The sequence below is a fragment of the Pseudomonas sp. DCA-1 genome (assembly GCF_046523955.1).
Classification (GTDB): Bacteria; Pseudomonadota; Gammaproteobacteria; order Pseudomonadales; family Pseudomonadaceae; genus Aquipseudomonas; species Aquipseudomonas putida_Y.
The window spans coordinates 4,131,033-4,152,355 of the sequence record NZ_CP169881.1 but is presented as its reverse complement, the minus strand read 5'-3'; the positions used below and the strand labels follow the sequence as shown (position 1 = coordinate 4,152,355).

Sequence of the window (21,323 nt, the reverse complement as noted above, 5' to 3'; positions counted from 1 at the left end):
CATGATGACGACGTACCCCCGGGTACAAAGGGAGTAACCGGCTGCATACCTTTTGGTCTGGGCCCATTAGCCGCTTCGGCCCACTATCCGTCACGAGGTTTATCGACGATTCACGTCTGTTGCGCATGCGGAACTTGCCTTGCCTCGACGCCACATTGCGGCTCGCAGCGTCACCACATATCGTCACCAAATGCGGTGTCTTTCGACGAGCACGTTGTCGTTGGAGCTTCAGACCCGGCAGTTACCCGCCACGCCTGTCCAACTAGGCAACTACTGGCCGTACAGCAGGTCACGGCAACGCGTTACCTTGCGAAGCGTGACAAGACAAAAACGAGCTTTACCGCCTAGTGCATGCCGCTTGACGCGCGGCAGACGGCGACACGTGTCGCACTGTACCAGCGGATGTATGCGTCCAGGGCCTGGGTGAACTGCTCGATGCTCGCGGCTTTCCAGTCTCGAGGGTAGAACATTTCCGTCTTCAGCCTGCCGAAGAAGCCCTCGCAGGCGGCGTTGTCAGGCGAGCACCCTTTGCGTGACATCGAACGAATCGTAAGCCGTCAATTGACCACGCCCTTGTTCAGGGAGCGATGAGCTGTGAGGCTACGTGCCCATGTATATAGCACCATGAAGCGGCCCCGATTCCCGTTTCACGGCCGTGGTTCTGTGAGGGACAACGGTTTGCTATCGAGGTCAAGTTGAAGCGCGTCCTGATTGCACAATTGCGGCAGGCGCAATAAGGCATGTATCTCGCTTTGTTTGAGCGCCTCCGTCAATTCCGCAAGCGCGGAGCGCCAATGAGACTTCAACTCGTCTATCGCCTTGTTTCCGCGCTCAGTCAGAACAATTTCGATCACTCTTCGATCGTGCGGGCGATCGGCGCGCTCTTGCGCCGCTCTCTGGCTCATGCCCTTCTTCTCAAGCCGATCTAACAGCCTCGTCACCGAAGATGAATCGACTGCCAACGACTTGCCTAATAACTGCTGCGGCAACAGGCCGTGGTGCGGCTGGTATGAATGAATAACTGTGCGCCCGGTTCGTCCTCTAGTTCCTTGATTGCACGCGACAGCGGCGACTGTTCGATGTGCAGTCGTTCGGCCGCTTGCGCGAAATGCAGTCTTTCGGCTACAGCTAGTGTAGTGTTTGATTCTTAATGAAACTTAATTGAGCAACCACGCTCCAATGCTCTACTACGGTTTGCATTGGAGTGAAAAATTGCGAGTTGCCCCGACGATTGTGTTGACGGATGAAGAGGAAAGCGAGCTGAGCCGGCTGGCGCGCTCCAAGCGCACCAGCGTCAGATTGGCCCAGCGCGCCCAGATCGTGCTGCTGGCCGCGCAGGGGCTGCAAAACAAGGATATTGCCGAGCAGCTTGGCATTGGGCGCGTGCAGGTGGCGCGCTGGCGTGAACGCTACCTGCAATTGGGGCTGCAAGGTATCGAGCGCGACTTGCCGCGCGGCGCACCGCCGGTGAAGGTGGATGTGGCCAAGCTTGTGAAGCTAACCACACAGACCAAGCCCGAGGCGGCCACGCACTGGAGCACGCGCACGATGGCCGCTGAGTTGGGCGTCAGCGCCAGCACCGTGATGCGCCATTGGCAGGCCCACGGTCTCAAGCCTCACATCGTGCGCGGCTTCAAGGTCTCGCGCGATCCGCAGTTCGTGCAAAAGCTCGAAGACATCGTGGGGCTTTACATGTCGCCGCCCGAGCATGCGCTGGTGCTGTGCTGCGACGAAAAGAGCCAGGTGCAGGCGCTGGACCGAACGCAGCCCGGGCTGCCGCTCAAGAAGGGGCGCGCGGCCACCATGACGCACGACTACAAGCGCAACGGCACAACCACCTTGTTCGCTGCGCTCAACGTGCTCAACGGTCAGGTCATCGGCCAGTGCCAGCAGCGCCACACCCACATCGAGTGGCTGAAGTTCCTGCGTCAAATCAATCGGGAGACGCCCAAGGACAAGACGCTGCATCTGATCGCCGACAACTACGCCACGCACAAGCATCCAGCTGTGCAGGAGTGGCTGGCCAAGCACCCCAGATTCAACATGCACTTCACGCCGACCTCGGCATCGTGGCTGAACATGGTCGAGCGCTTCTTTCGCGACATCTCCGAGAACCGGCTACGCCGCGGGGTGTTCACCAGCGTGCCCGAACTCGTCTCGGCCATCGATGAGTACATCGCGCATCACAACACCAACCCCAAGCCGTTCATCTGGACCAAGAACGCTCGCGACATCCTGCAAAAGGTCATCCGCGCCAATAGCCGATTAAGTTCCAAACAGAATGCAACACTACACTAGAAAGCAGCGCAAATACCGCAGTTCTATAGTGGCACCTACGCTTTTTCACGGATGTATTTTGTATGGCGACGATAGGATGCTCGCACCTGTCCGACCACGACGATCAGCACGATACCCATAAGCAGGCTCTGCGACGCAATACCACGGACAGCGCCCATATGATCCGCCGCTATACCGGCAATCCACGGCGTTACACCAGCTATCAGGTAGCCCCCAGATTGTGTCAAGCCACTTAGGCGTGTTGCTTCACTGCGGGACGAAGAAAATTCAAGCGGGAGAAGCAACGCAATTGGGAATAAGCCACCTGTCGCAACGCCAAGAAGCACGGCCGCTCCCCAAACTGTCTGTGGAAGCCACCACAGCATAAAGAAGCCAGCGATAGCCAAGGCGGTGAAAGTGACCATTGCACCGGCAACGCCCGCACGCAGGGTTCGCATGACAACAGGAAAAAACAGGCTAGTCGATGTCTGTAGTATTAGGAACAGTGCGATCAATGCGCTGCTCGCGTGCTGGGAGAATCCCGAGGCAAGGTACAGGCTAGGCAGCCACGCAACAATCGTGTAGTTGATGCCGGCCTGCAAACCGAAGAACAGCGTCAATGCCGCTACTTCCAGCCGATTTAGCCCATGCTTGTGCCCATGTTGCACATGGGCAGCTTCATGTGCAGCACCTGGCCACATGGCCCACAACACGCCGGCTACAGCCGCAGGGATTGCCCAAAATGCTAGGCCGCCTTGCCAACTCTCAGTGCCGCTAGACAGGAATGGTGTTGCGTATGCAGCAGCGGCAGAACCGACACCCATTGCTGTGGCATACAGCCCCATAGCCGCATGTGTTTTATTGTGAAAGGTCTCTTTAATGAAGCCGCTCAACAGTGGCCGAATGATGGCGTCACCAACACCGACCAATGCTGCGGTCAGAAGGAGAAGGCCATAAGTTTCTGCATGAAGGCGAAGTGCCAAGCCTATCGTTAGCACGGCGAGCGCCACAATCATGGACTTTTTTAGACCAAGATGGCGATCGAAGGCATGGCCGAGCGGTGACAACACACCCATGCAGACAACCGGGATGGCAGTCAACAGGCCCAGGGAGCTACTGCTGATGACAAGTTCCTGCTGGATTTTATCAAGCACCGGGGAAAGTGACGAGATACCGGTACGCAGGCAAAGGCCTGCACCAAACACCATCAACCAGGGCAGCAACAGCTTATATTTCATGCGATTAATTCCTAGCACTAAATAACGATAGGATATCGGTCGCATCCCAGGCGCGCTTTCGATACAATGCCAACATATATCGAGTAGCTGCCAACGGAGATTAGATCGTGATGGCTAGAATCCACAATCGGGATTGGTGTCTTGCCTGCACCTCTTCGCTGAAGGAGTTGCCTCGGCATGTGTATTTTCGTGCATATAGCCTCAAGGGGGGAACCTGTGTCCAGGGCCACGAGCATGTCTGGTGGCAATTTCTATTCGCCCGAAATGGCCTGATGCAGGTGCAAGCGGGGGCGACTACATTGACATTGCCGCCCGACTACGGAGTGTGGATACCTCCTGGCTGTGTTCATACCCTATGGATTGGCGAAGAGGTCGAGTTGGAAAGTTTGTATATCGAACCAACTGCTGTAGCCATACAAGATCAAGAGCCACGGGTGGTAATGGTGGATGAGTTTGTCCGTGCATTCATCCATCACGGCTGTACATCTATACCTGTTAAGTATGATGAAGACGGTGCAGACGGACGAAAGGTTAAAGTGCTGCTAGATTCGTTGCAATCGCTGCCGGATGCCCCGTTTAATCTGCCGTTCCCTACTGAACCTAGACTACTTGAAGTTTGCTTGACAATTCAGAGCGCCCCACATCTAGCCCATACACTCGATGAGTCCGCAGGTCTTGCTCGCATGTCGTCACGTACATTTACTCGACATTTCCTGCGGGCTACGGGTTTGCCGTATCACACATGGCGACAACGCATGCGGCTTCTTGGCTCGCTTGAAATGTTGAGGTCAGACATTACAGTGACAGAGGTGGCATTAACAATTGGCTATTCCACGCCTTCGGCATTTACTCATGCCTTTAAACAGCTATTCGGCAAATCCCCCAGCCGTTTTACAAGACCAGAGCCTAAATAAAAAACGCCGAGACTAAGCAAGCCAAGTATCTACGATTGGGAGGATCGCTGCCGCCCGATCTTCCACGACACACCGCCACCACGCGCCGTCGCGACGATCCGCTGCCCCAGCCGCTGTTCAATCACCGGTCGCCAAGGCACCAGGCTGAATTCCATGCCGTCATCGAGGACGGCATAACGCCGGCTCAAGTCGTGAAAATGGTCAAAAAAAATTGAGAGCACCGGCCTGCCGTCGGCTCAACCGTGAACCGACAGAACACTGCTTCGACGTGCTCAGCCGACGTATCCATCGCCCTGAACCAACACTCGTGCGTCGGTCGCACAATCAACAAATACCCCTGGCCCAGCACATTAGTCAGCTAGGCCTGTTGGACGGTGAAACAGTGCGCAGGAAATGGTTAATCTTCATCGTGCTTCCCATATATTTTCATGAAGATATCTATTCCTCGTCTGACCCGCTGCTTTATCTCATTCGCTTCCATGGGTTGCAGACCGTATTTGTTCCTTGTTGCGCGCTAAATGCTTTGCAAGATTGACAAGTAAGGATTATTCGGCGGTACTTTGCCGAATAAGGGCAGCGGATCACGAAGGAGATAGCCGTGCAACTGGCGTGACTTGCGCGATCCTGTAACGGAGCACGCCCAGACGTTTAGGCCATTGATGTGTTTGCGGTGCAACTGCAATTTCTCGAAACGCTTTTGCACCCATTGCCAATCCTGCTGGCTCTCTTGCTTAGCAAGCATGCCTACCTGCGGGTGCTCTCGTGCGTATCGCTGGAACACGCCTGGGCTGACCAGGTAAGCCGTGTCGCTCACGGTATGCACGAGCGCTTTCGCATCATTGATGATGAGCCGGCGCGAAACGATTCCCTGCTTCAGCCATGCCATGAAATGCTCGCCGGATGGCTGCGCAGTAGCGGACGATGGCGCAGCCGGGGGCACAGGCGATGGTGGTGAAGCTGCAGCCATCGCTGGCATAGGGGCTTCGGATGGTGTTGCGTCGGCCGCATGCGAGGTGGCCTCCTCATCCTGCTGCGTGCCGGACGAATTGCCCATTCCCACCATCGCCAGCATGTCCTCCAACACGTCGGGTACTGTTTGAGTCGCGGGCGACGGTACCGCGACGCTGCTGCTTTCCCATGGTGGCGCTTCTTGGCCTTCCTGGGTCGTTTCCGCGACGGCTGCCGGCTGGGCGACCGACTTATCGTTGGGTACGGCGTCGATCGCCACCGTCCCAGCGAAAGGAACGGGCCGTTCGCCTGGTTCCCATATCAGCGCGGGAGCGAGGCGCAACAGAGTGAACGAGTGGGACCACCCGGTCGCGCTGGTCACGGTCGCGCGCCAGACTGCTTTGCCGTCCGTCGTGGGATGCAACATGCCGTGATCCTGCAGCACGTTGAACACGGCGGTGTTGTTCGCGGGAATGCCGTCAATACCTTGGGACAGCAGATGCGCGCGCAGCTTGTCGGAAACCGTCTTGCTCACCAGCCATAGTGCGTCCTCGGTGAGCCAGCCATCAGAGGCCTCGGGCTGGTTCAGCTTCAACTCTTCCTTGAGCAGATAGCGCAACCCGTCCAGCAGTTTGCGCTGTAGCGCATGCTTGGGCGCGGCCATGGCGCGCGCCGGATCGCCGCCCAGCTCTTGGGCGACGGAGGCGCGGTCGGCCTGCACGACCAGCTCGCCCAGCACCCCGGCGTGCTCGTACTGGCCAGCCAGGACGTAGAGCAACGGCCCCCAAAGGGCGGGGTAGCCACTGAGCCAGTCCAGAAGCTGGGCGTCCAGCAGTTGGCGGTAGAGCAAGCCCGTTGCGGCGCTATGGAGGCGGTACTCGCGGTCCTCGCGGTAGCGGAAGCGGTACGGCTGGCGCAGGGGGCCGTGCCAAGGGTGCCACGTGCTGCCGTCGGCCAGCTCGACGTGGAGATCGACGGCGAGCTTGCCGACGTCGTGCAGCAAGGCCGCGTAGGCGACGGCGGCGGTCCAGGCTTCGGATTGCGCGGCCTGGTCCTCCGGGGTGCTGCCGGCCGGGAGCAGGTGCGATTGACGCAGCTTGAGGGCGTAGGCAACGATCTCCAGTCCGTGGTCCAGCATGCCGCCGGGGTACGCATGGTGATGGGCCTCCGAGGCGGGAAACCGCTGGACCAGCTCGGCGTAGCGCTCCAGCGGTGCGCGATAGAGGGTGGCGAACTGCTTGCGCGACAGCGACGTGCGCTGCCAGATGTGTTCCAGTAGCTTCTGCCGGCGCGGTGTCGCCAGCAGCGAGGCGGCCGACTCGGGCCGCAGCCGCCCTTTCGGGAGGTCGTTGGAGGGCGCTGGCGACGGAGCAGAAGCGACCACGGGCCGTTTTCGCTGGAACAGAGAGAGCATGTGGGTGTCCTAGTGGCGGGCCGACCGGGAGGCCTTTTGCCTTTTCGAGGTAGGGCCTTTCCCCTTGCAGCCCCTTCCATTGCCCTTTCGGCCCTTTGGCCTTTAACCATTTGGATATAGGGCGGCGTGCGCTTGCCGTCCACCACCAATGCGGGTTGCAGCGGGCCGGATTGGTGCGTGAAGGCTCGCTGTTCCCCCCCATACGATGGCCCGATTCTTGGACTCTGGAGAGCATCATGAGGGCTAACATTGACACGGTAAGGAAATTTCCTTACCATAGTGGTGTCGCTATCAGGAGAACCACCATGCCTGCCATTCATGAAGTTGCCACGCTGACGTCCAAAGGCCAGATCACGCTGCCCAAGCCCATCCGGCAGGCGCTCGGTGTCGATGCCGGCGGCAAGCTCGCGTTCGACCTGCGGGGCAGCGAAGTCGTTGTCACCCGCGTTGACGCCGAGCACGAGGACCCCGCCATCGGCGCGTTCCTGAGCCTGCTGGCCCGCGACATCGAGGCTGGTCGGAATGTCCAGGGCCTGCCCGAGGACTTGGCTCGTGCCATGCTGGAGCATGCAGGTCATAGCGTGAACCTGGGCGAGGAGATCGACGGCGAAGTGGAACTCTGATGCAACGGCATGGCTGGGCATTGCTGTTCCACGACTGTGTGATCGAGCAGTTGCAAAAACTGCACGGAGCCGCACGGCGCGCGCAAGAGAACGACCCGGAGGGCTTCGAGTCCAACGCCAACGTCAAGCTCTTCAGGGCCTTGAATCAGTTGATATTAGATGTGGTGCCCGGTGATCCGGCACGCGACGAGTACCGCCAGGGCAACACCCTGGGGCCCGCCCACCGGCACTGGCGACGGGCCAAGATCGGAAGGCGGTTCCGGTTGTTCTTCCGGTACGACTCGAAGGCCAAGGTCATCGTGTACGCCTGGGTCAATGATGAGCAGACCTTGCGGTCTTCGGGGAGCAAGTCAGATCCCTATGCCGTGTTCGAGAAAATGCTCGGACGTGGAAATCCGCCAGACGATTGGAACGTATTGGTGCAGGCAAGCAAGCAGGATTGGAGCAAACTGGAATAGGCATTCCTCATGTAGCAGGAGACGACCATGAACACGACAACCCGCATCAGCACCGCAGAACGCCTCGGCCGCAGCGTTGGCCGTGGATGGCGCGCCTATGCGCGCGGCGAGCGAAGGTTGTCGTGTTGGCTCGCCTCCAAGGGGATGCCGCTTGCCGGGGCCACCGTGCTCGTATGGGTAGTGAAGCTGGTCGCGCTGGGATTGCTGTTCTACGCCGCGTTCTGGCTGGCGTTGGTGCTTCTGGTTGGGGTTGCCGCAGCATGGACGGCCAGCAATTCGACGGTCGATGATGATCGCTGGACGCAACCGGACGAACTGCGAAACGGCGAGGCAGGCTTTGGCCTGTATTCGTCCAGCGGTCAGCGGATCGATCCGCACGACCCGAACGATCCGTTCAACGACTGAAATGGGCGACCGATCAAAGCACCTTGCCGGTAACCTTGTTCACGCCTGATCCCGCGCTATCGCGTGCTTCCTTGGAACCGACAGCCAGGTTCTGAGCGATTACCCCGGCTTTTACTCCGACCCACCCAAGAGCTGCCACCCAGAAAGTCGGCAGGACCAAGAACATCGTGCCGGTGACGAACATCAAAAGCATGTCGCCGAAGGCATTGTTCAGCCCCACCAGCGGGTCGAAGTTGGTATGCGGCCGGTTCCAGCCAAAGCCCCACCCGTAGAGCGCATCGAGGATGGTGCTGTCGATCCAGCGTGCGAGCTGAAACCAGAAGTCCGTGAAGAACAGCGCGAACTGGACGGTGCTGACGGTGACGACCATCTTCAGGTCATAGGTGCCCACGACCAGCACTAGCGGAATGCAGATCACGAGCGCCATCTTGAGCAGCGCGAGCACCATGGGCAGTGCTTGGCGCACTACGTCCATTGCCGGGAAGGCGGCGAGAGCCCCAACCGCCAAGCCAACATCGCTGGTGGCACGGTTGACGACATTGGGCAACGTCTTGTCGATCTGACCGCCGTAGTCCGTATAGACGCTGCCTTGGTTCAATTTCTGCTGCCGCGGTGACGCGATGGCGCGGATCACGGAGTCGTCCACCTCGGCCCGGCTCAGGAATCCAGCCCAGCCCGCCAGGCGATTCAGCAGGCTCGGGTCCACTTGCCCCAGCAGCCGCGCGCGCAGTCCGTTACTGCCGTCGGACCACCACTGCTTGCAGGTCGGGTAGCCGCCACCATTGGTAACCTGCGCGAGCCCAGCATCGCGGGTGTCGTCATAGGGCCATGCCTCTCGCGCCGTACTGGAGCGGTAGCTGTCGTAGTAGCCACCTGTGTCCGTGAAAAAGCGCGAGCCGATCCAGGTCACGTCGTGCATCTGCTGCTCATCGAGATCCGGGCGCTGCATGAACAGCTTGGCGCGCGCCGGTCCATAGCAGTCCCGAGAGAAATCCGCCACTTCCTGAGCCAGCACCGGGTCGTCGATACGGGTCGCATCGATCTCCATACGCATCTGCCTCAGATCTGTGCCGCACGGGATCGCAGCCACCGAAGCGCTCGTGACGGCGCGCGAAAGCGCGTGCATGAACGCCCACCAGACCGGAACCTTCGCCGACTGGTTGTTGATGGTGCTGAAGGACTGCGACCAGCCAGTTTGCGCAGGCTGTGGCACGCTGACCTGGCACTGCGCCGAGCGCGAGCTGTCGTACTGGATAGTGCTGAGGTCGACGTCGATGAACGGAATGCCGGCGAACATCACGACCACGATGGCCACAAATACTCGGTTCTCGATGCGCGCCGCCGAGAGCACGCCCTTGTTGCCTTCGTCGGCGCCCTCCGCTCTGGCCTTGAGCCATTCCTGGATGACGATCGCCACAAAGGGCAGCGCAAACACCCCGCTGGACACCAGCACGGCCCAGATGCCGTTGTTGACGATCCAGGACACGAGGGTGAGGTAGTACTCCAGGTAGTCGGTCGTGAAAAGCGTCATGGCCTCGATCTCCCCTCAAGCGGCCTGCATCAACAGGCTGGCTTCGAGCGCCACGATGGCGACGACGCCGGCGACCTCGGCGCGGATCAGCCGACGTCGCGCCTGCGCGTTGTCTTCGCGGGCCAGCAGCCGACGGCGCATCCAGACCCATCCATAGACCGTCGCGCCGTACAGGCACAGCCGCCAGATGAAGAAATACCCTGCGGACGCCGCCAGCCAATGCTCCCAGGCCGCAACACTGCCGACCAAGTAGATGCCGGCGACGTTGGCCCCCACCGCGGCGGCCACGACCAGCACAAGCCACAGCAAGGTTTTCACCGCGCGCCGGCTGAACAGCCAGCGCGGACGCAGCCAACTGGCGTGCATCGGGCTCATGGGTTGCCTCCCGGATTGCCCTTCTGGAGCCGGTCGAGACGGTCGGGGATGGGATCGCCCTCGTAGATGCCGCGCGAGCCTGCCGCACGCGTGCCATGCCGCTGGATGATGGCCATGGGCGAGTTATTCGCCAGTTCGCGCCGTAGCTCCAGTTCGGTCTTGAGGTTGCGGATTTCGCGGTCGAGCGTATCGCTCTCCTTGTTCACGCTCTCCACCGCAAGCTCGTTGGCCGCGACGTTGGGCTCTTTCTTGCCCGTGAGCAGCGTGCGCTGTAGCAGCAGCGCCTTCTCCAGCACTGAGGACAGCGCGACCTCGGACGCCAGGCGCTGCGACAGCAGGTGCTGGTCCGGCTCGTCGCGCAGCGCCTCGATGACGCCGCGGGTGATGGGCAGCGATGCACTGCCAGCTTCGCGCAGGTTCTCGGGCGTCGTGTTCTTCGCCTTGGACACCAGATCCTGGAGCGCCTGCAGCTTGGCGTCGTACTCTTCCTGGATCAGCGGCGTCAGTCCTACGCCGGGCGTCGTCTCGGTTTTGGTGCAGGCATCGCAAGTGCGCTGTTCCTTCTCGCCGAGTACGCGCGTGGCCCACTCGACGGCGGCCTGCGGCGAGGTCCAGGTCTGGCACGAGAGGCTGCTACAACTGGTCGGTGCGATAGACGACGTATCGGTCACGCCGCGGCCGTTGACTAGGTTGTAGCCGGCGCGGGTGACATCGCCGACGACCTTAATCGCGGGCTGACCAGAGCCCCCCGCGTTGCTACCCCCGACCCACGGCACACCGTCATTGCCGCGGCGCGTTTCGGCCTGCTCGATGGCCGAGACCGCATCCGTGCTTGACACCGCATCGCGCAGCGCCAAACCTTCTGCCATCCGGCTCCAGCCGAGCTGGCCGCCCGCTGTGTCGGCCATCTTCTCGGCCATTGCGCGGCACGTCAGCTTGGAACGGTCGAAATCCAGCCGCGCTTGCAGCACGCCATTGGTGAGCAGGTTGTACAAGCCCGGGTCGGCGCGCTGAATGATCAGCGCAGGCAGGGATGCCACGGCGCTGGTGGCGCTCTGGATCACGTTCCCCATGATCTGCTGAAAGCCGTTCGTGATGCCGTTGAGCTGGTTGCGCAGAGTGGTCTGGAGGCTCATGTCGCCGCAGACGAGATTTGAGTTCCAGCCCACGCCCACGCCGATCGATTGCATTCCTGCGGCACGTCCCATGGACACTGCGCTGCCGCCACCGATGGAGTACATGACGTCATCGCCGATGACGCTGCCGCCCGTCTGGTAGCCCAGTTGGCCCCAGGCCACGCCGCTGGCCAAGGCCAGCGCACCAGCCAGCGCCAGAACGATCTTCGTGCGACGTACACGGGGGGAGAACGGATTGAATGCAGGACGAAACTTCATGGCACCACCTCAGAGGAAATCGACGCTGCCGAGAAACACTTGGCCCCGGCGTTCGCAGCACGCATACGGCCGCCATAGCGCCCAGGCGTAATCGCCCTGCTGGGCCTGGGTCAGGGAGCCGCTGCGCGGGAAGACCGAGCAGGACGATGACAGGACGGGTGTGAGTTCCTGCCACTTGCCTGTCGAGGCATCGCCCTCCATCAGCGCGCCAGCCGGCCAGTAGCCATCGCGGGGGTTGGCAAGCAACGGCTGATAGACGTGGAGTTGCCCGCGGCGCGTGACGACATCGCCTGCGCGCTGGGCGATCACTGCGCCGGTCTTGTGGTCGTCGGTCTGGTGCAGAAAACCACCGCGGGGATACACGTTGCCCCAGAGGTTCATCGTGGTGCGTGCGCCGACCTCGCGCATGCCAGGAATCAGCGCCTCCGGGTAGGCCATCTCGGGCACGTTGTAGCGCCAGGCCAGCGTGTCCAGGGTGCTGAGCAAGTACGGCATGAACGCCGTGCCCGCACCCTCGCAGAAGTAGCCCGAGGACGACACGAACTGGTTGAACACCTCGGCGCCCGGGTGGCCGATGACGTCCGCATTCTTGAACTTGGCGAGGTTGTTTTCGTGGTCCTCGTTCGTCGTTCCGTCCCCGCCGGCTTGGGCGGATGGGTTGGGCGTGCTCATCGGCCGGACTTCGATCCAGGGGTTTTCGCCGGTGTTGCTGTAGCTGGAGACGACCGCATCGGGGATGTAGTGGCGGACCTTGATGGACGTGCGTACCGTACAGCCCGTCCAGGTACAGTAGAGCCAGTAGCAGATCCCGACGACGCGGTATTCGAGGCAGTCTGGAGATGCCACCGAGCCGACGATGGTTGCGGTGTTGAGCGCGTAGCTGCCCGTGGCGCTGAGCAGCAGCACGGACGCCACGCCAGCACGCAGGCGGCGCATCAGGTCGAATGCACGAGTCACGGCTGAGCCCTCCGGTGCTGCTGAACGCGCGCGACGGCGCGGGCCACGTCCGGCTCGCCATAGACCACGTAGCGCTGGTCCACCACGACGGCTGGGATGCTGGTGATGCCCAGGCTCCATGCGTCGGTGACGCCCTGGTATGCGGACGCAATGCGGCGCTGGAGGTCGGCACCGCCACTATTCAGCCGACGCTTGACGACGGCGGCAGCCTGTTCAGAATCGGCGGGGAGTTCGACAGAAAGCTCCGCTTCAATCCGATGCGCTTCGTCCAGCTCGATCAGCCGTTCGCCGCCCATGGTCTTGAGGGGGTGCCGGCTGTCGGTGACGACCAGCACGTCGGCGGCGAAGGTGGCCGGGCAAAAAGCGGCCAACGCCACCGGCAGCGCAACGGCCAGGCCGAGGGTTCGCCAGCGCGGCGAGAACCTGGAAAAAGAAGCTGGCATGTCGCGTGCCCCTGGAAGTTGATCAGGGCCATAGTCAAACGCGAACCGGATGCAGCCCCAACAAACAATGCGCATCACGGACACCCCGCATACCTGCTTGTCCCGCTGCGAAGAAAAACGGAGGCCGAAGCCCCCGCAGTGATCAATGAGGCGATGCGCTACAGCAGGCCGTGCTCAGCGAAGGAATAGGGGTTTCCCAGACCGACGACGATGTGGTCCAGTACCCGAACATCGATGAGCGCCAGCGCAGCCTGCAATCGCTGGGTCAGCGCGCGATCGGCGTTCGACGGTTCGGTGGAACCCGAAGGGTGCTGGTGCGCGAAGACCACTGCGGCGGCTTTCAGCTCTAATACACGCTGTACGACGACACGCGGATAGACCGCAGTCGAATTGATCGTGCCCCTGAACAGCGGCTCGTAGGCCAACACTTGATGCATGCTGTCCAGGAACACGGCTGCGAACACTTCATTGGGCTCAGCGACCAGTTTTAAACGCAGATAATCCCGCACGGCCGCCGGTCCGCTGAGGCACGGTCCGACTTTGAAGATCCGTCTCTCCAGCAACGCGATAGCCTGCTGGATGATCCAGTCCTCATGATGGGCTGCGACGGCGGAAAGCGACTCCATGCAGGAGTCATTGACGACGAAAGACATGGCGAACCTCCGGAGGGTGAGATCGGAGGGCGCACACCCTGGGAGGGCAAGCCCTCCTGGGATAGAAACAACGGAACAAGGTGCATCCACCACCGCGCAGCGGTGATTGTTCGCGGCCAGGATGCGGAGCGAACGGGTATCGGTCAGCGCGGGCAACCGCGCCGTAGCCTTGAAGACCGAGGACTACCTGGGCATGTCGCCGACAACGTCGGCAGGCATTTCGGCGGTAGGTGTGGCGGCTGGTTCGGCAGCGGACAGCATGTCCATCGCCGACAGCAAGGCATCGCCTTCGATCGGCCCCTGCAGCAGGATGGCCTGGCCCGTCTGGCGATCAAGCAGGCGCAGCGACGGCGTGGCCGTTACACCACTTTTCGTGGCTTCCACGGCCTGGGCATGGATGACTGCATCGGCCCGCTCGCTTGCCATGCACTGTTCGACGGCCGGCGTAGATTCGGGGTAGCGCAGGCCATCGGGCAATCCCTGGCCGTCGCTGCGTGTGTGAGCATAGACCCACTCGACGGCCTGCCAGAAGGCAGCATGCCCGCCAGCTTCGGCGACGCACTCGACAAGACGCGCCTCGGCCGACGCGGCCGGCTCGTGCGCGGCCAACGGCTGGTGGTGCCATTGCAGGACCACATCGGCGTTGCGGCCGACCCAGCGCTTGAGCTGCGGGAAGTACTCCCGGCAGAATGGGCATTCGAGATCCGCATAGAGCGTCAGCGTGAAACGGCCCTCCGGGTTGCCCATCTGCCAGGGAGGCCCGGCCACCTGCGCCGTGCTGACCGGCGTCGGCGATTGCGGTGAGGATTCGCCGGGCGACCGGGACACGAGCCAGATCAGCAGCAGCGCGATCAGCGCAACCGCCAAGGCCCAAGGCCAGCGGGGCCGCCAGTGACGACGACGGAACGCCTGCACCTGTATCGGAATGGAAGGACGTTTCTGTTCCATGGCGTTCTCCGGCTTACGACAGTTCCAGGGCTGGCGACTCGATGCCGCGTGCCTGGTCGATCTTCTCGGCCACCTTGAAGGCCGCTTCCAGTTCGGTGCAGCCGTATTGCTGCATGAGCTGGTAGCGGTCGGCCTTCTCTTCGGGTTCGGTTTGCGCGAGCGCGAGGTAGAGGCTTGGCGGCACAGCGCGGAAGAGCACTTCCATGCTCTTGGAGAGGATGACGCCCTCGGTGAATTTCCCCGCCTCTTTGCGCGCCGAAAGCATCAGCGCCTTCTGCGCGGGCGAGAGTTCGCGGAACCGGGCGATCTTCTCCACCTCGTCCGGCGGCATCGACAGGCAGATCCACCACTCGATCATGTTGAGCATGGGCTCTGCGGCACGCGGCAGGTCGTCGATGTTCTGCGTCGCGAGCCAGAACCAGGCCCCCAACTTGCGCCACATCTTCGTGATCTTGACCACGTAGGGCGCGAGCAGCGGGTTCTTCGTGATGATGTGCCCTTCGTCGGTCACGTTGATGATCGGGCGGCCCAGATACTGGTCGCGCTCGGCGATGTTGTTCACCGTGCTGATCAGGCTGATGTAAGCGATGGAGAGCTGGGCGTTGTAGCCCTCACGAGCGTAGGTCGCCAGATCCACCAGCGTGATGTCGGCTTCGGGCCACGGCGTGCCGTCGCGGTCGAACATTTCGCCGTCCGTGCCTTGGCAGAACATGTCCATCGCGTCTGCCATCTCCAGCAGCCGCACGCGGCGCATCTCGGGCAGTGTCGGGTCCTGGCCCCGGGCGCGCAGCGCATTGCGCACGTCGCGCGTGAGGACCGTGCGCTTCTCGGCCACGCAGTGCTCGGCGGCGTCGAGGATGCACTGGCGGATGAGCGAGCGATCGGCCCGCGTCATCCGGGCTTCTTCCTTGTCTTCGCCGCCGGTGATCATCAGCCGTGCCGTGATCTCCAGTTCGCCCAGCACGTCGCGCTGCTCGTCTGCCTCCATCGCCGCGACATCCGGTGGCAGGTCTTCGTCCAGCGCATCGGCATCGAGCGTCTGCACGTCGCTGGGCGTCTCGATCAGCCGGCGCGCGTCGGCGAAGGGGGCCAGGCTGATGCCCGAGCCGGGGGCCAGCTTGACCCGGTTCACGGTCAGGCCCAGGCGCTTGGCGAAGTCGCTGAACAGGCCGAAGCTGTTGCCGGCTTCCACGATGAACAGCCTTGGCCGGTAGATGGCCGTGACCTGATTCAATAGGTTGTTGAGCGTGGCGCTCTTGCCGGAGCCGGTGGGGCCGAACAGGAACAAGTGGGCGTTCATCTGTCGGTCCAGGCGGTTGAGCGGATCGAACGTGATCGGGCCGCCACCGCGGTTGAACATCGTGATGCCGGGGTGCCCCGTACCCTGGGCGCGGCCCCACACCGGCGACAGGTTCGCCGCGTGCTGGGCGAACATCAGTTGGGTGTACCACTTGCGCCGATCCTGGCCGGGGTTGTAGCAGCACGGTAGCCAGCGCAAGTAGCTGTTGAGCGGCGCCACCTCGTCGTCCTCGCGCACCGGCTGCAAGCCGGCATTGAGCATGACGTTCGCCAAGTCCAGCCCGCGCCGGTCCAGTTCCGCCTCGTCGCGCCCGCGCAGGTAGAACGCCAGAGTTCCCCGGTAGAGCTTATGCGCGCTGCCGATCAGCGAGCGGGCCTCCTGCACGTCCTTGAGCGTCTGCTCCGACGCCAGCGTCTCTCCCACGGCCTTCTTTGCCAGGTGGTTGAGGTCCGCTTCCAGGACATCCTGCGGTGTGGCAACCATCGTGAGACACATCAGCGTGTCTTCCGGCATCTGGTCGAACAGGGTGTTGATCGCATCGCCCTTGCGGGTTTCGCCGGTCAAGTGCCCCGTGCCGGGCGGCATGCGCAGGCGGTCGGTGATCAGCACGCGATGCGGCATGCCGTCGAAGTGCCAGGTGCCGTGCGCCACGTCGGATCGCGGCTGGCCGAAGAACAGCCGCTGGCTGAAATCACGCCCGCTCGCAAGCTCGATCTCGCCTTCCTCGGTCTCGTCAGGGTAGCGCGCGAGCGCGTAGAACCGCTCGCGGTCTTCCACGCCCGGCCCCAGCAGAGTTGGGCGCGGGTTGAACCAGCGCAAAAGCCAATCGTGAACCCCGGCCGCATCCATGCGCCGAGCCTGGATGCCAGCGTTCGCCAGCCCGCCGCACAGGCGGTCGCAGACGATATTGAGCATTTGTTCTGGCGTCTGGCCGCGGCGGCTCGCCTGTCCGGTGGCCCGGCGATAGACGACCATGCGCACGCGCCGCGTCTGACCCCGCCAGCGCAGCCGCGTGACCACCGTGTCCTCGAACAGCCCGCCCGGCTTGGCCACCGCCCGCAGGTGGTGGCCGAAGAAGCGCAAATAGAACTCCGTGAACGCCGTGCCGCGGGCGCGCGGCTGCACGTAGTCGCGCAGGGTCTGCATGTACTGGTCGAAGCTGGGCTCGTCCTGCGCGTAGAGCTGAAGCACCCAGGGGTTCTCGTCCAGTTCGTCGAACGAGTCTTGCAGCGCGTTTTCGAGCGCATCTCGGGCATGCGCGAGCCAGCCGGGTTCCCGACCTTCGGTGCCCAGCGGCACCAGCTCGTAGAAGGCCGCGACCGATTGCCCGTCCTCCAGCAGCATGGACTTCGATTGGGGCAGAAACTCCACCCAAGGCAGCAGTTCCGTGAAGGACGGCGCGACGTCGTACAGCGCCTGCTCGTCTGCCAAGGTCGCCGGCCTGCGGTCCTGGACCGCCGCGCCGGGTTCAGGGATGCCGGCCTGTCGCAAGGTCTCGACGTGGCGCTGCCAGCCGTCCGGCTGCTCGTCCTCGCCAGCGCCGGATGCGGCCAGCTTCGGCCAGGGGAGTTTCCAGCGCATCAGTAGTCCTCCACGCGCTCGCCCGGCATGGCGTACTGCACGCGCTGGTAGAGGGGGAAGACCGTCGTGTAGCCCGGAACCGGCACGGGGTCCGTGCCCGCCAGATGCGGGTACACGTACATCACCAGGTCGGGATTGGGCAGACGCTGGAACTGGCGATAGACCTCGTTGCGCGCGGTCCGCGTGTAGCGCATCTGCTCGGCGGGCGCGGCCTGCACGTCGGCGTCGGTCAGCGGCCGGCGCAGGCTCTGGCGTGCATCGAGCAATTGCCTGCGCGCCACTTGGCCGGCGCCACCGCCGCCGTCGCCGGCGTTGGTCTGCCAGATGTCCATCATTGTGCTGTCGCCGTGCGGCAGCAGCTTTTCCTTACTGGTGGCGCAGCCGCCGAGCACCGCGACGGCAAGAGCCAGCGCCAGGCCCTTATTCAAGTTCGAGAGCATGGCTTTCTCCTGCGCGGTGATCGACCTTGCGGCCTTCGGGATCGAAATCGATGGCGAGCGGCTTTTCGAGATGGACGGCGACCTTCGCGCCGGGTTGGACATAGACGGCGGCGAAGGCCTGGCCGTACAACTTGTTCACCCAATCGGCCATGTCCCGCACGCCACCGGCCAGGATGCGACCTACGGCTTCGTTGCTGGAAATGCCGACGCTGCCGATGGAACCGTCTGCGCCCACGTAGGACATCTGGCCGCTGTCGCTGTCGATAAGCGAGGCCACGCCCGCACCCGCCGCGGTGATGAGCGCCTGCGAACCGAGGTATTGCTGGGCGTTGCTGCGCCGCTCTCCACTGACGCAAGGAATGCCATACGGGTCGCTGATCCAGCCCAATCCGTCGCGCTGCTGATTGTTCTGCTGGTTGCCGTCGCGGTCTTCGGGAATCGTCCGAATGGTTCCGTCATGGAACACAAAGGTGATGCTGCGCACCTGGCCGCGCACACAAGAGAGCGTCCAGTCGCCCGAGGCAGTGCCGGAAAACACGGCGCCGGCCACATCGGGAATGTCGATGCCGTTTGCCGTGAGGTTGTCGGGGCCGACCAGGACTTTGAACGGATACGGATCGTTGACCGTGCCGTCAATCGGCACGCGGCCGATCAGCGCCGTCATAGCCACCGACCCCATCAGCGTCGAGTTGGTAGGCACCGTATAGACCGGCTTGGCGCTCTTGACGCCTGCGGCGCGGGCGCCCGCGTTCGCCACGGTTTTCGCCGTGGTTTCCAGCGTGCTCTGCGCAGGGCCGAAGCTCGTCGGAAAGCTCGTGCCGCCACCCGTGGCACGACTGCCGTTACGCCCATCAGCGGGCTTAGCGTCGTTCGGCTCGACCCAGCGCACGCCGCCTTCCATGCCTGCCTCGTCGCCGTCACGCAGTCCCAGGCCCACGGGTAGATCGGCGTGGCCGCCGCCACGCCCGCCGATGCTTTCCAAGCGCCGCTGTAGGTCGGCGAGCAGCCCCTCGGTCTGCTGGCGCTCGCTGGCCGCCTGCTGCTGGTCGCGGCGCAGGTTGGAGCGCTCGGATTCGAGGGCCGAATTGATGCGCTGGTCGATCGAGTTCTCGCGTTGGCGCAGGCGCTGGTTCTCCTCGCGCTGGGACTTGTTGTCGGACAGGACCGTCTGAAGCTCGGTGCGCAACTGCTTCACCTGCGCCACGAGCGTCGCTACGGTATCGCGGGGGGTATCGCCCTCGATGCCCAGCGCCTTCATTTCCTCCGGCGTGAGCTTGGCGCCGGCATCCGCGGCGGGAGGCGCAGACGAGCTTCCACCCGAAAACATCCGGATGGCGACGAACAGCACCAGCAGGGCCACGGGGATCATCAACCACTTCAGGAGTCCGTTACTGCGCATGGCGGGACTCCTTGCTGGCGGTGGTGGCCTCGGCTTCGGGTTGCGGCAAATGCGCGGCTGGGTCGAAGCGGTTGATCGCCGGCAGCAGCGACTGGGCAAGGCCGTGCCCGCGCGTCACCAGGTACAGCACGGTCGTGTCCTCGGGCGTTCCGCGCGGGCCGAGTGCTTCGTGCTGGAAGGTGGCGGTGAGGAAGTCGCCTTGCAGCACGCGGGGGTCGAGAGTGATCCAGCCGCCGCTGCTATTGGTCAGGCGCACGGCCGTGACCCACTGGTCTTCCAGACGCCACGACGCGAGCGCGACCGCGCGCACCGGCAGCGTCGGCATCAGCGTGCCGAGGTCGAAGTCGCGGCGCAGGTTCACCCGCATGACGCCCGGTAGCGGCTCCACAGTGCGCAGCGGTGCGTAGAGGTTTTGCGCGGCATAGCGCGTCAGCACGACCGGAACCGGGGTTTCGCGGCGCGTTGCCCGCGTGCCTGTCGGGTCCTGGGCGCGTGCCGGGGCATCGTCGGCATCGCCGGGCTGATCGCCATAGCGTGCCGGGGTGCTGTTGCCCTCGACGATGCGCACCGGCTCCAGCTCGGCTTCCCCGTCCTTGGGCGGCTCGGCCGCAATGTCCAGCAGGATCAGCGCGCCCGTGTCGGCGTCCTGCAGTTGCAGCCGTGTGGGCTCGATCGGCTCGCTGGCGCGCAGGTACACCGCGCCGCCCGCGCTCTGCACCCGTAGGCGTTCGCTGACGCCAGCGGGCACGCCGACGCGGACGTTCTTGTCGATGAACACGACGCGCTCCTGGCCGACCTTCAAGGGCACCGCCAGCGGCATGCGTTCCCAGCGCAGGATTTCCACCGCCTGGGCAGCGGAGGACATGACCACTGCGGCGGCCACGGCCAACAGCCCCGGCAGCTTGAATACAGGGTGCTTCATGGGGTGCTTCCTCCTTGGGGCGCTTGTGGAGACAGGCCGCTTGGCGCCGGGCGCGTTGGCTCCGGCGTACTGATGCGCTGGGGCGTGCCGTCGTAGCAGTCGAGCGCCAGGCCGAACGGGTTGCGCGTCGGATCGACGTCCACCCGCGTGACCTTCACGGGGTAGCGCACGAGGGCCCGCTTGACCTGCTCGGCGCCGTAGTACTCGTCGGCGGTGATGTCCAGCGTCACCACCCAGTCGCGGTCGGACACCACGCGCACGCGCGCCGTGGGGTCGTCGCCATAGCCGCGACCGGGGATTTCGTAGATGCCGCGCACGCGCTGGCGCAGCTCGCCCGTGGAGCGGCGGTAGTCGTAGTCCGCCCGCAGGAAGGCCTGGCAGGACGGCGTGAGGTACGGCGAGAGCGTGTGGAGATTGCGTGCGTAGTCCTCTTCACCATTCGTCGGCCAGCGGTTGAGGGTCTGAAACACGTAGAACGTGAACGCATAGACCGATTCGGGCGGCACTTCCCACCACTTGCGGGTACTGCCGGAGCGCAGATCAGGAGGGACGTGGATGGTCAAGTCGCGCGGAGCGCTCCACCAGCCGCCGCCCATGACCAGGGCGACGATGACCAGCGCGCCAGCACCCAGGCGGAGCGTCTTGATGTGCGCCTGCAGATGGGTGATCTCGTTCTTGAAACGGCTCATCGTGACCCCCTTGCTGCAGACCTTCGGGTGGTCCAGAAGCCGGAGCGTGAGATCAGTACATGGCCGCCCACCCAGCCTGCCACCAGCGGGTGGCGCGTGGCGATGCGCCACTGGAGTTGCCGATACAGCCAGGTGTCGGGACGCCCACGCTTGAGGCGACGCAGGATGCCGCCCCCGATGAACACGCCGAAGGCCACGCCCAGCACGACGAACGTGGGTGCAAGCGCGATCGTGCGGAACACCCAGGACAGCGGCGCACCGACCAGCAGGCCGGCGGCGCCGGACAGGCCGCAGCAGATCCACAGCTCGTCGGCGGTGAGGCCGCGCACAACAACGGGATGGCGGTTGAGCCGGTGCGGAAGGAACGTGACCGTCCCGTCAGCACGGACGTGCTGCTGCTCGGACATACCAGCC

The 21,323-nt window shown here is 63.3% G+C and carries 21 protein-coding genes and 3 pseudogenes; 5 read left to right on the top strand and 19 right to left on the bottom strand.

Annotation, left to right across the window (positions count from 1 at the left end; genetic code table 11):
• Positions 1-344: 344 nt before the first annotated feature.
• The 3 genes and pseudogenes from ACE4QZ_RS19530 to ACE4QZ_RS19520 all read right to left on the bottom strand — a co-directional run.
• A pseudogene (locus ACE4QZ_RS19530) lies at positions 345-548 on the bottom strand (IS3 family transposase); the annotation flags it as partial.
• Positions 549-647: 99 nt separating this feature from the next.
• Positions 648-905: a MarR family winged helix-turn-helix transcriptional regulator gene (locus ACE4QZ_RS19525; protein WP_233518771.1), complete on the bottom strand. Its 258-nt coding sequence runs from the start codon at positions 903-905 to the stop codon at positions 648-650.
• Between the two features lie 74 nt (positions 906-979).
• Positions 980-1,114 (bottom strand): annotated as a pseudogene (locus ACE4QZ_RS19520) (LysR family transcriptional regulator); the annotation flags it as partial.
• Positions 1,115-1,212: 98 nt separating this feature from the next.
• Here ACE4QZ_RS19520 and ACE4QZ_RS19515 point away from each other — a divergent pair.
• Complete coding sequence (locus ACE4QZ_RS19515; protein ID WP_087748270.1) at positions 1,213-2,298, top strand: IS630 family transposase; 1,086 nt, start codon at positions 1,213-1,215, stop codon at positions 2,296-2,298.
• Positions 2,299-2,333: 35 nt separating this feature from the next.
• Here ACE4QZ_RS19515 and ACE4QZ_RS19510 read toward each other — a convergent pair whose 3' ends face one another.
• Positions 2,334-3,515: a CynX/NimT family MFS transporter gene (locus ACE4QZ_RS19510; protein ID WP_038457537.1), complete on the bottom strand. Its 1,182-nt coding sequence runs from the start codon at positions 3,513-3,515 to the stop codon at positions 2,334-2,336.
• A 377-nt stretch (positions 3,516-3,892) separates the two neighbouring features.
• Here ACE4QZ_RS19510 and ACE4QZ_RS19505 point away from each other — a divergent pair, with 377 nt between their 5' ends.
• Complete coding sequence (locus ACE4QZ_RS19505) at positions 3,893-4,429, top strand: helix-turn-helix transcriptional regulator (RefSeq protein ID WP_274147198.1); 537 nt, start codon at positions 3,893-3,895, stop codon at positions 4,427-4,429.
• 29 nt (positions 4,430-4,458) lie between these two features.
• Here ACE4QZ_RS19505 and ACE4QZ_RS19500 read toward each other — a convergent pair.
• Positions 4,459-4,614: pseudogene (locus ACE4QZ_RS19500) on the bottom strand (DUF3363 domain-containing protein); the annotation flags it as partial.
• Positions 4,615-4,943: 329 nt separating this feature from the next.
• Positions 4,944-6,791, bottom strand: coding sequence for a MobH family relaxase (mobH, locus tag ACE4QZ_RS19495; protein ID WP_011489317.1), 1,848 nt, complete (start codon positions 6,789-6,791; stop codon positions 4,944-4,946).
• 305 nt (positions 6,792-7,096) lie between these two features.
• Here mobH and ACE4QZ_RS19490 point away from each other — a divergent pair, with 305 nt between their 5' ends.
• From ACE4QZ_RS19490 to ACE4QZ_RS19480, 3 genes are read left to right on the top strand one after another with little or no spacing between them, the layout of a single operon-like run.
• On the top strand, positions 7,097-7,414 hold the full coding sequence (locus ACE4QZ_RS19490) for a type II toxin-antitoxin system PrlF family antitoxin (protein WP_003290252.1): 318 nt from the start codon (positions 7,097-7,099) through the stop codon (positions 7,412-7,414).
• Positions 7,414-7,872: a type II toxin-antitoxin system YhaV family toxin gene (locus tag ACE4QZ_RS19485; RefSeq protein WP_011489315.1), complete on the top strand. Its 459-nt coding sequence runs from the start codon at positions 7,414-7,416 to the stop codon at positions 7,870-7,872. Before ACE4QZ_RS19490 ends, ACE4QZ_RS19485 begins: the two co-directional genes overlap by 1 nt.
• Positions 7,873-7,899: 27 nt before the next feature.
• On the top strand, positions 7,900-8,277 hold the full coding sequence (locus tag ACE4QZ_RS19480) for a DUF3742 family protein (RefSeq protein WP_011489314.1): 378 nt from the start codon (positions 7,900-7,902) through the stop codon (positions 8,275-8,277).
• 13 nt (positions 8,278-8,290) lie between these two features.
• Here ACE4QZ_RS19480 and ACE4QZ_RS19475 read toward each other — a convergent pair whose 3' ends face one another.
• From ACE4QZ_RS19475 to ACE4QZ_RS19415, 13 genes are all read right to left on the bottom strand, one after another.
• A complete protein-coding gene (locus ACE4QZ_RS19475) occupies positions 8,291-9,808 on the bottom strand; it encodes a conjugal transfer protein TraG N-terminal domain-containing protein (RefSeq protein WP_011489313.1) in 1,518 nt (505 codons plus the stop codon).
• A 15-nt stretch (positions 9,809-9,823) separates the two neighbouring features.
• A complete protein-coding gene (locus ACE4QZ_RS19470) occupies positions 9,824-10,183 on the bottom strand; it encodes a hypothetical protein (protein WP_011489312.1) in 360 nt (119 codons plus the stop codon).
• On the bottom strand, positions 10,180-11,577 hold the full coding sequence (locus ACE4QZ_RS19465; protein ID WP_175202444.1) for an integrating conjugative element protein: 1,398 nt from the start codon (positions 11,575-11,577) through the stop codon (positions 10,180-10,182). The genes ACE4QZ_RS19470 and ACE4QZ_RS19465 overlap by 4 nt, the downstream gene beginning before the upstream one ends.
• 9 nt (positions 11,578-11,586) lie before the next feature.
• Positions 11,587-12,534: a TIGR03756 family integrating conjugative element protein gene (locus ACE4QZ_RS19460; RefSeq protein WP_011489310.1), complete on the bottom strand. Its 948-nt coding sequence runs from the start codon at positions 12,532-12,534 to the stop codon at positions 11,587-11,589.
• Entirely contained in the window at positions 12,531-12,977 is a 447-nt protein-coding gene (locus ACE4QZ_RS19455; protein ID WP_011489309.1) for a TIGR03757 family integrating conjugative element protein, read from the bottom strand. The genes ACE4QZ_RS19460 and ACE4QZ_RS19455 overlap by 4 nt, the downstream gene beginning before the upstream one ends.
• Before the next feature lie 158 nt (positions 12,978-13,135).
• Positions 13,136-13,630 carry a RadC family protein gene (gene radC, locus ACE4QZ_RS19450; protein WP_274147199.1) on the bottom strand — a complete coding sequence of 165 codons (495 nt, stop codon included), beginning with the start codon at positions 13,628-13,630 and terminating at the stop codon, positions 13,136-13,138.
• A 183-nt stretch (positions 13,631-13,813) separates the two neighbouring features.
• The gene (locus ACE4QZ_RS19445; RefSeq protein ID WP_011489307.1) at positions 13,814-14,578 is read right to left on the bottom strand and encodes a DsbA family protein; all 765 of its coding nucleotides are present in this window, start codon (positions 14,576-14,578) and stop codon (positions 13,814-13,816) included.
• Positions 14,579-14,591: 13 nt separating this feature from the next.
• A complete protein-coding gene (locus tag ACE4QZ_RS19440) occupies positions 14,592-17,459 on the bottom strand; it encodes a conjugative transfer ATPase (RefSeq protein ID WP_410480133.1) in 2,868 nt (955 codons plus the stop codon).
• Positions 17,459-17,899, bottom strand: coding sequence for a TIGR03751 family conjugal transfer lipoprotein (locus tag ACE4QZ_RS19435; RefSeq protein WP_003290235.1), 441 nt, complete (start codon positions 17,897-17,899; stop codon positions 17,459-17,461). Before ACE4QZ_RS19435 ends, ACE4QZ_RS19440 begins: the two co-directional genes overlap by 1 nt.
• Positions 17,880-19,298, bottom strand: a complete 1,419-nt coding sequence (locus ACE4QZ_RS19430; protein ID WP_011489305.1) for a TIGR03752 family integrating conjugative element protein — start codon at positions 19,296-19,298, stop codon at positions 17,880-17,882. The genes ACE4QZ_RS19435 and ACE4QZ_RS19430 overlap by 20 nt, the downstream gene beginning before the upstream one ends.
• Entirely contained in the window at positions 19,288-20,220 is a 933-nt protein-coding gene (locus ACE4QZ_RS19425) for a TIGR03749 family integrating conjugative element protein (RefSeq protein ID WP_003290231.1), read from the bottom strand. The genes ACE4QZ_RS19430 and ACE4QZ_RS19425 overlap by 11 nt, the downstream gene beginning before the upstream one ends.
• Positions 20,217-20,909, bottom strand: coding sequence for a PFL_4703 family integrating conjugative element protein (locus ACE4QZ_RS19420; protein ID WP_410480132.1), 693 nt, complete (start codon positions 20,907-20,909; stop codon positions 20,217-20,219). The genes ACE4QZ_RS19425 and ACE4QZ_RS19420 overlap by 4 nt, the downstream gene beginning before the upstream one ends.
• Positions 20,906-21,316, bottom strand: coding sequence for a TIGR03750 family conjugal transfer protein (locus ACE4QZ_RS19415; RefSeq protein ID WP_003290229.1), 411 nt, complete (start codon positions 21,314-21,316; stop codon positions 20,906-20,908). Before ACE4QZ_RS19415 ends, ACE4QZ_RS19420 begins: the two co-directional genes overlap by 4 nt.
• Positions 21,317-21,323 lie beyond the last annotated feature (7 nt).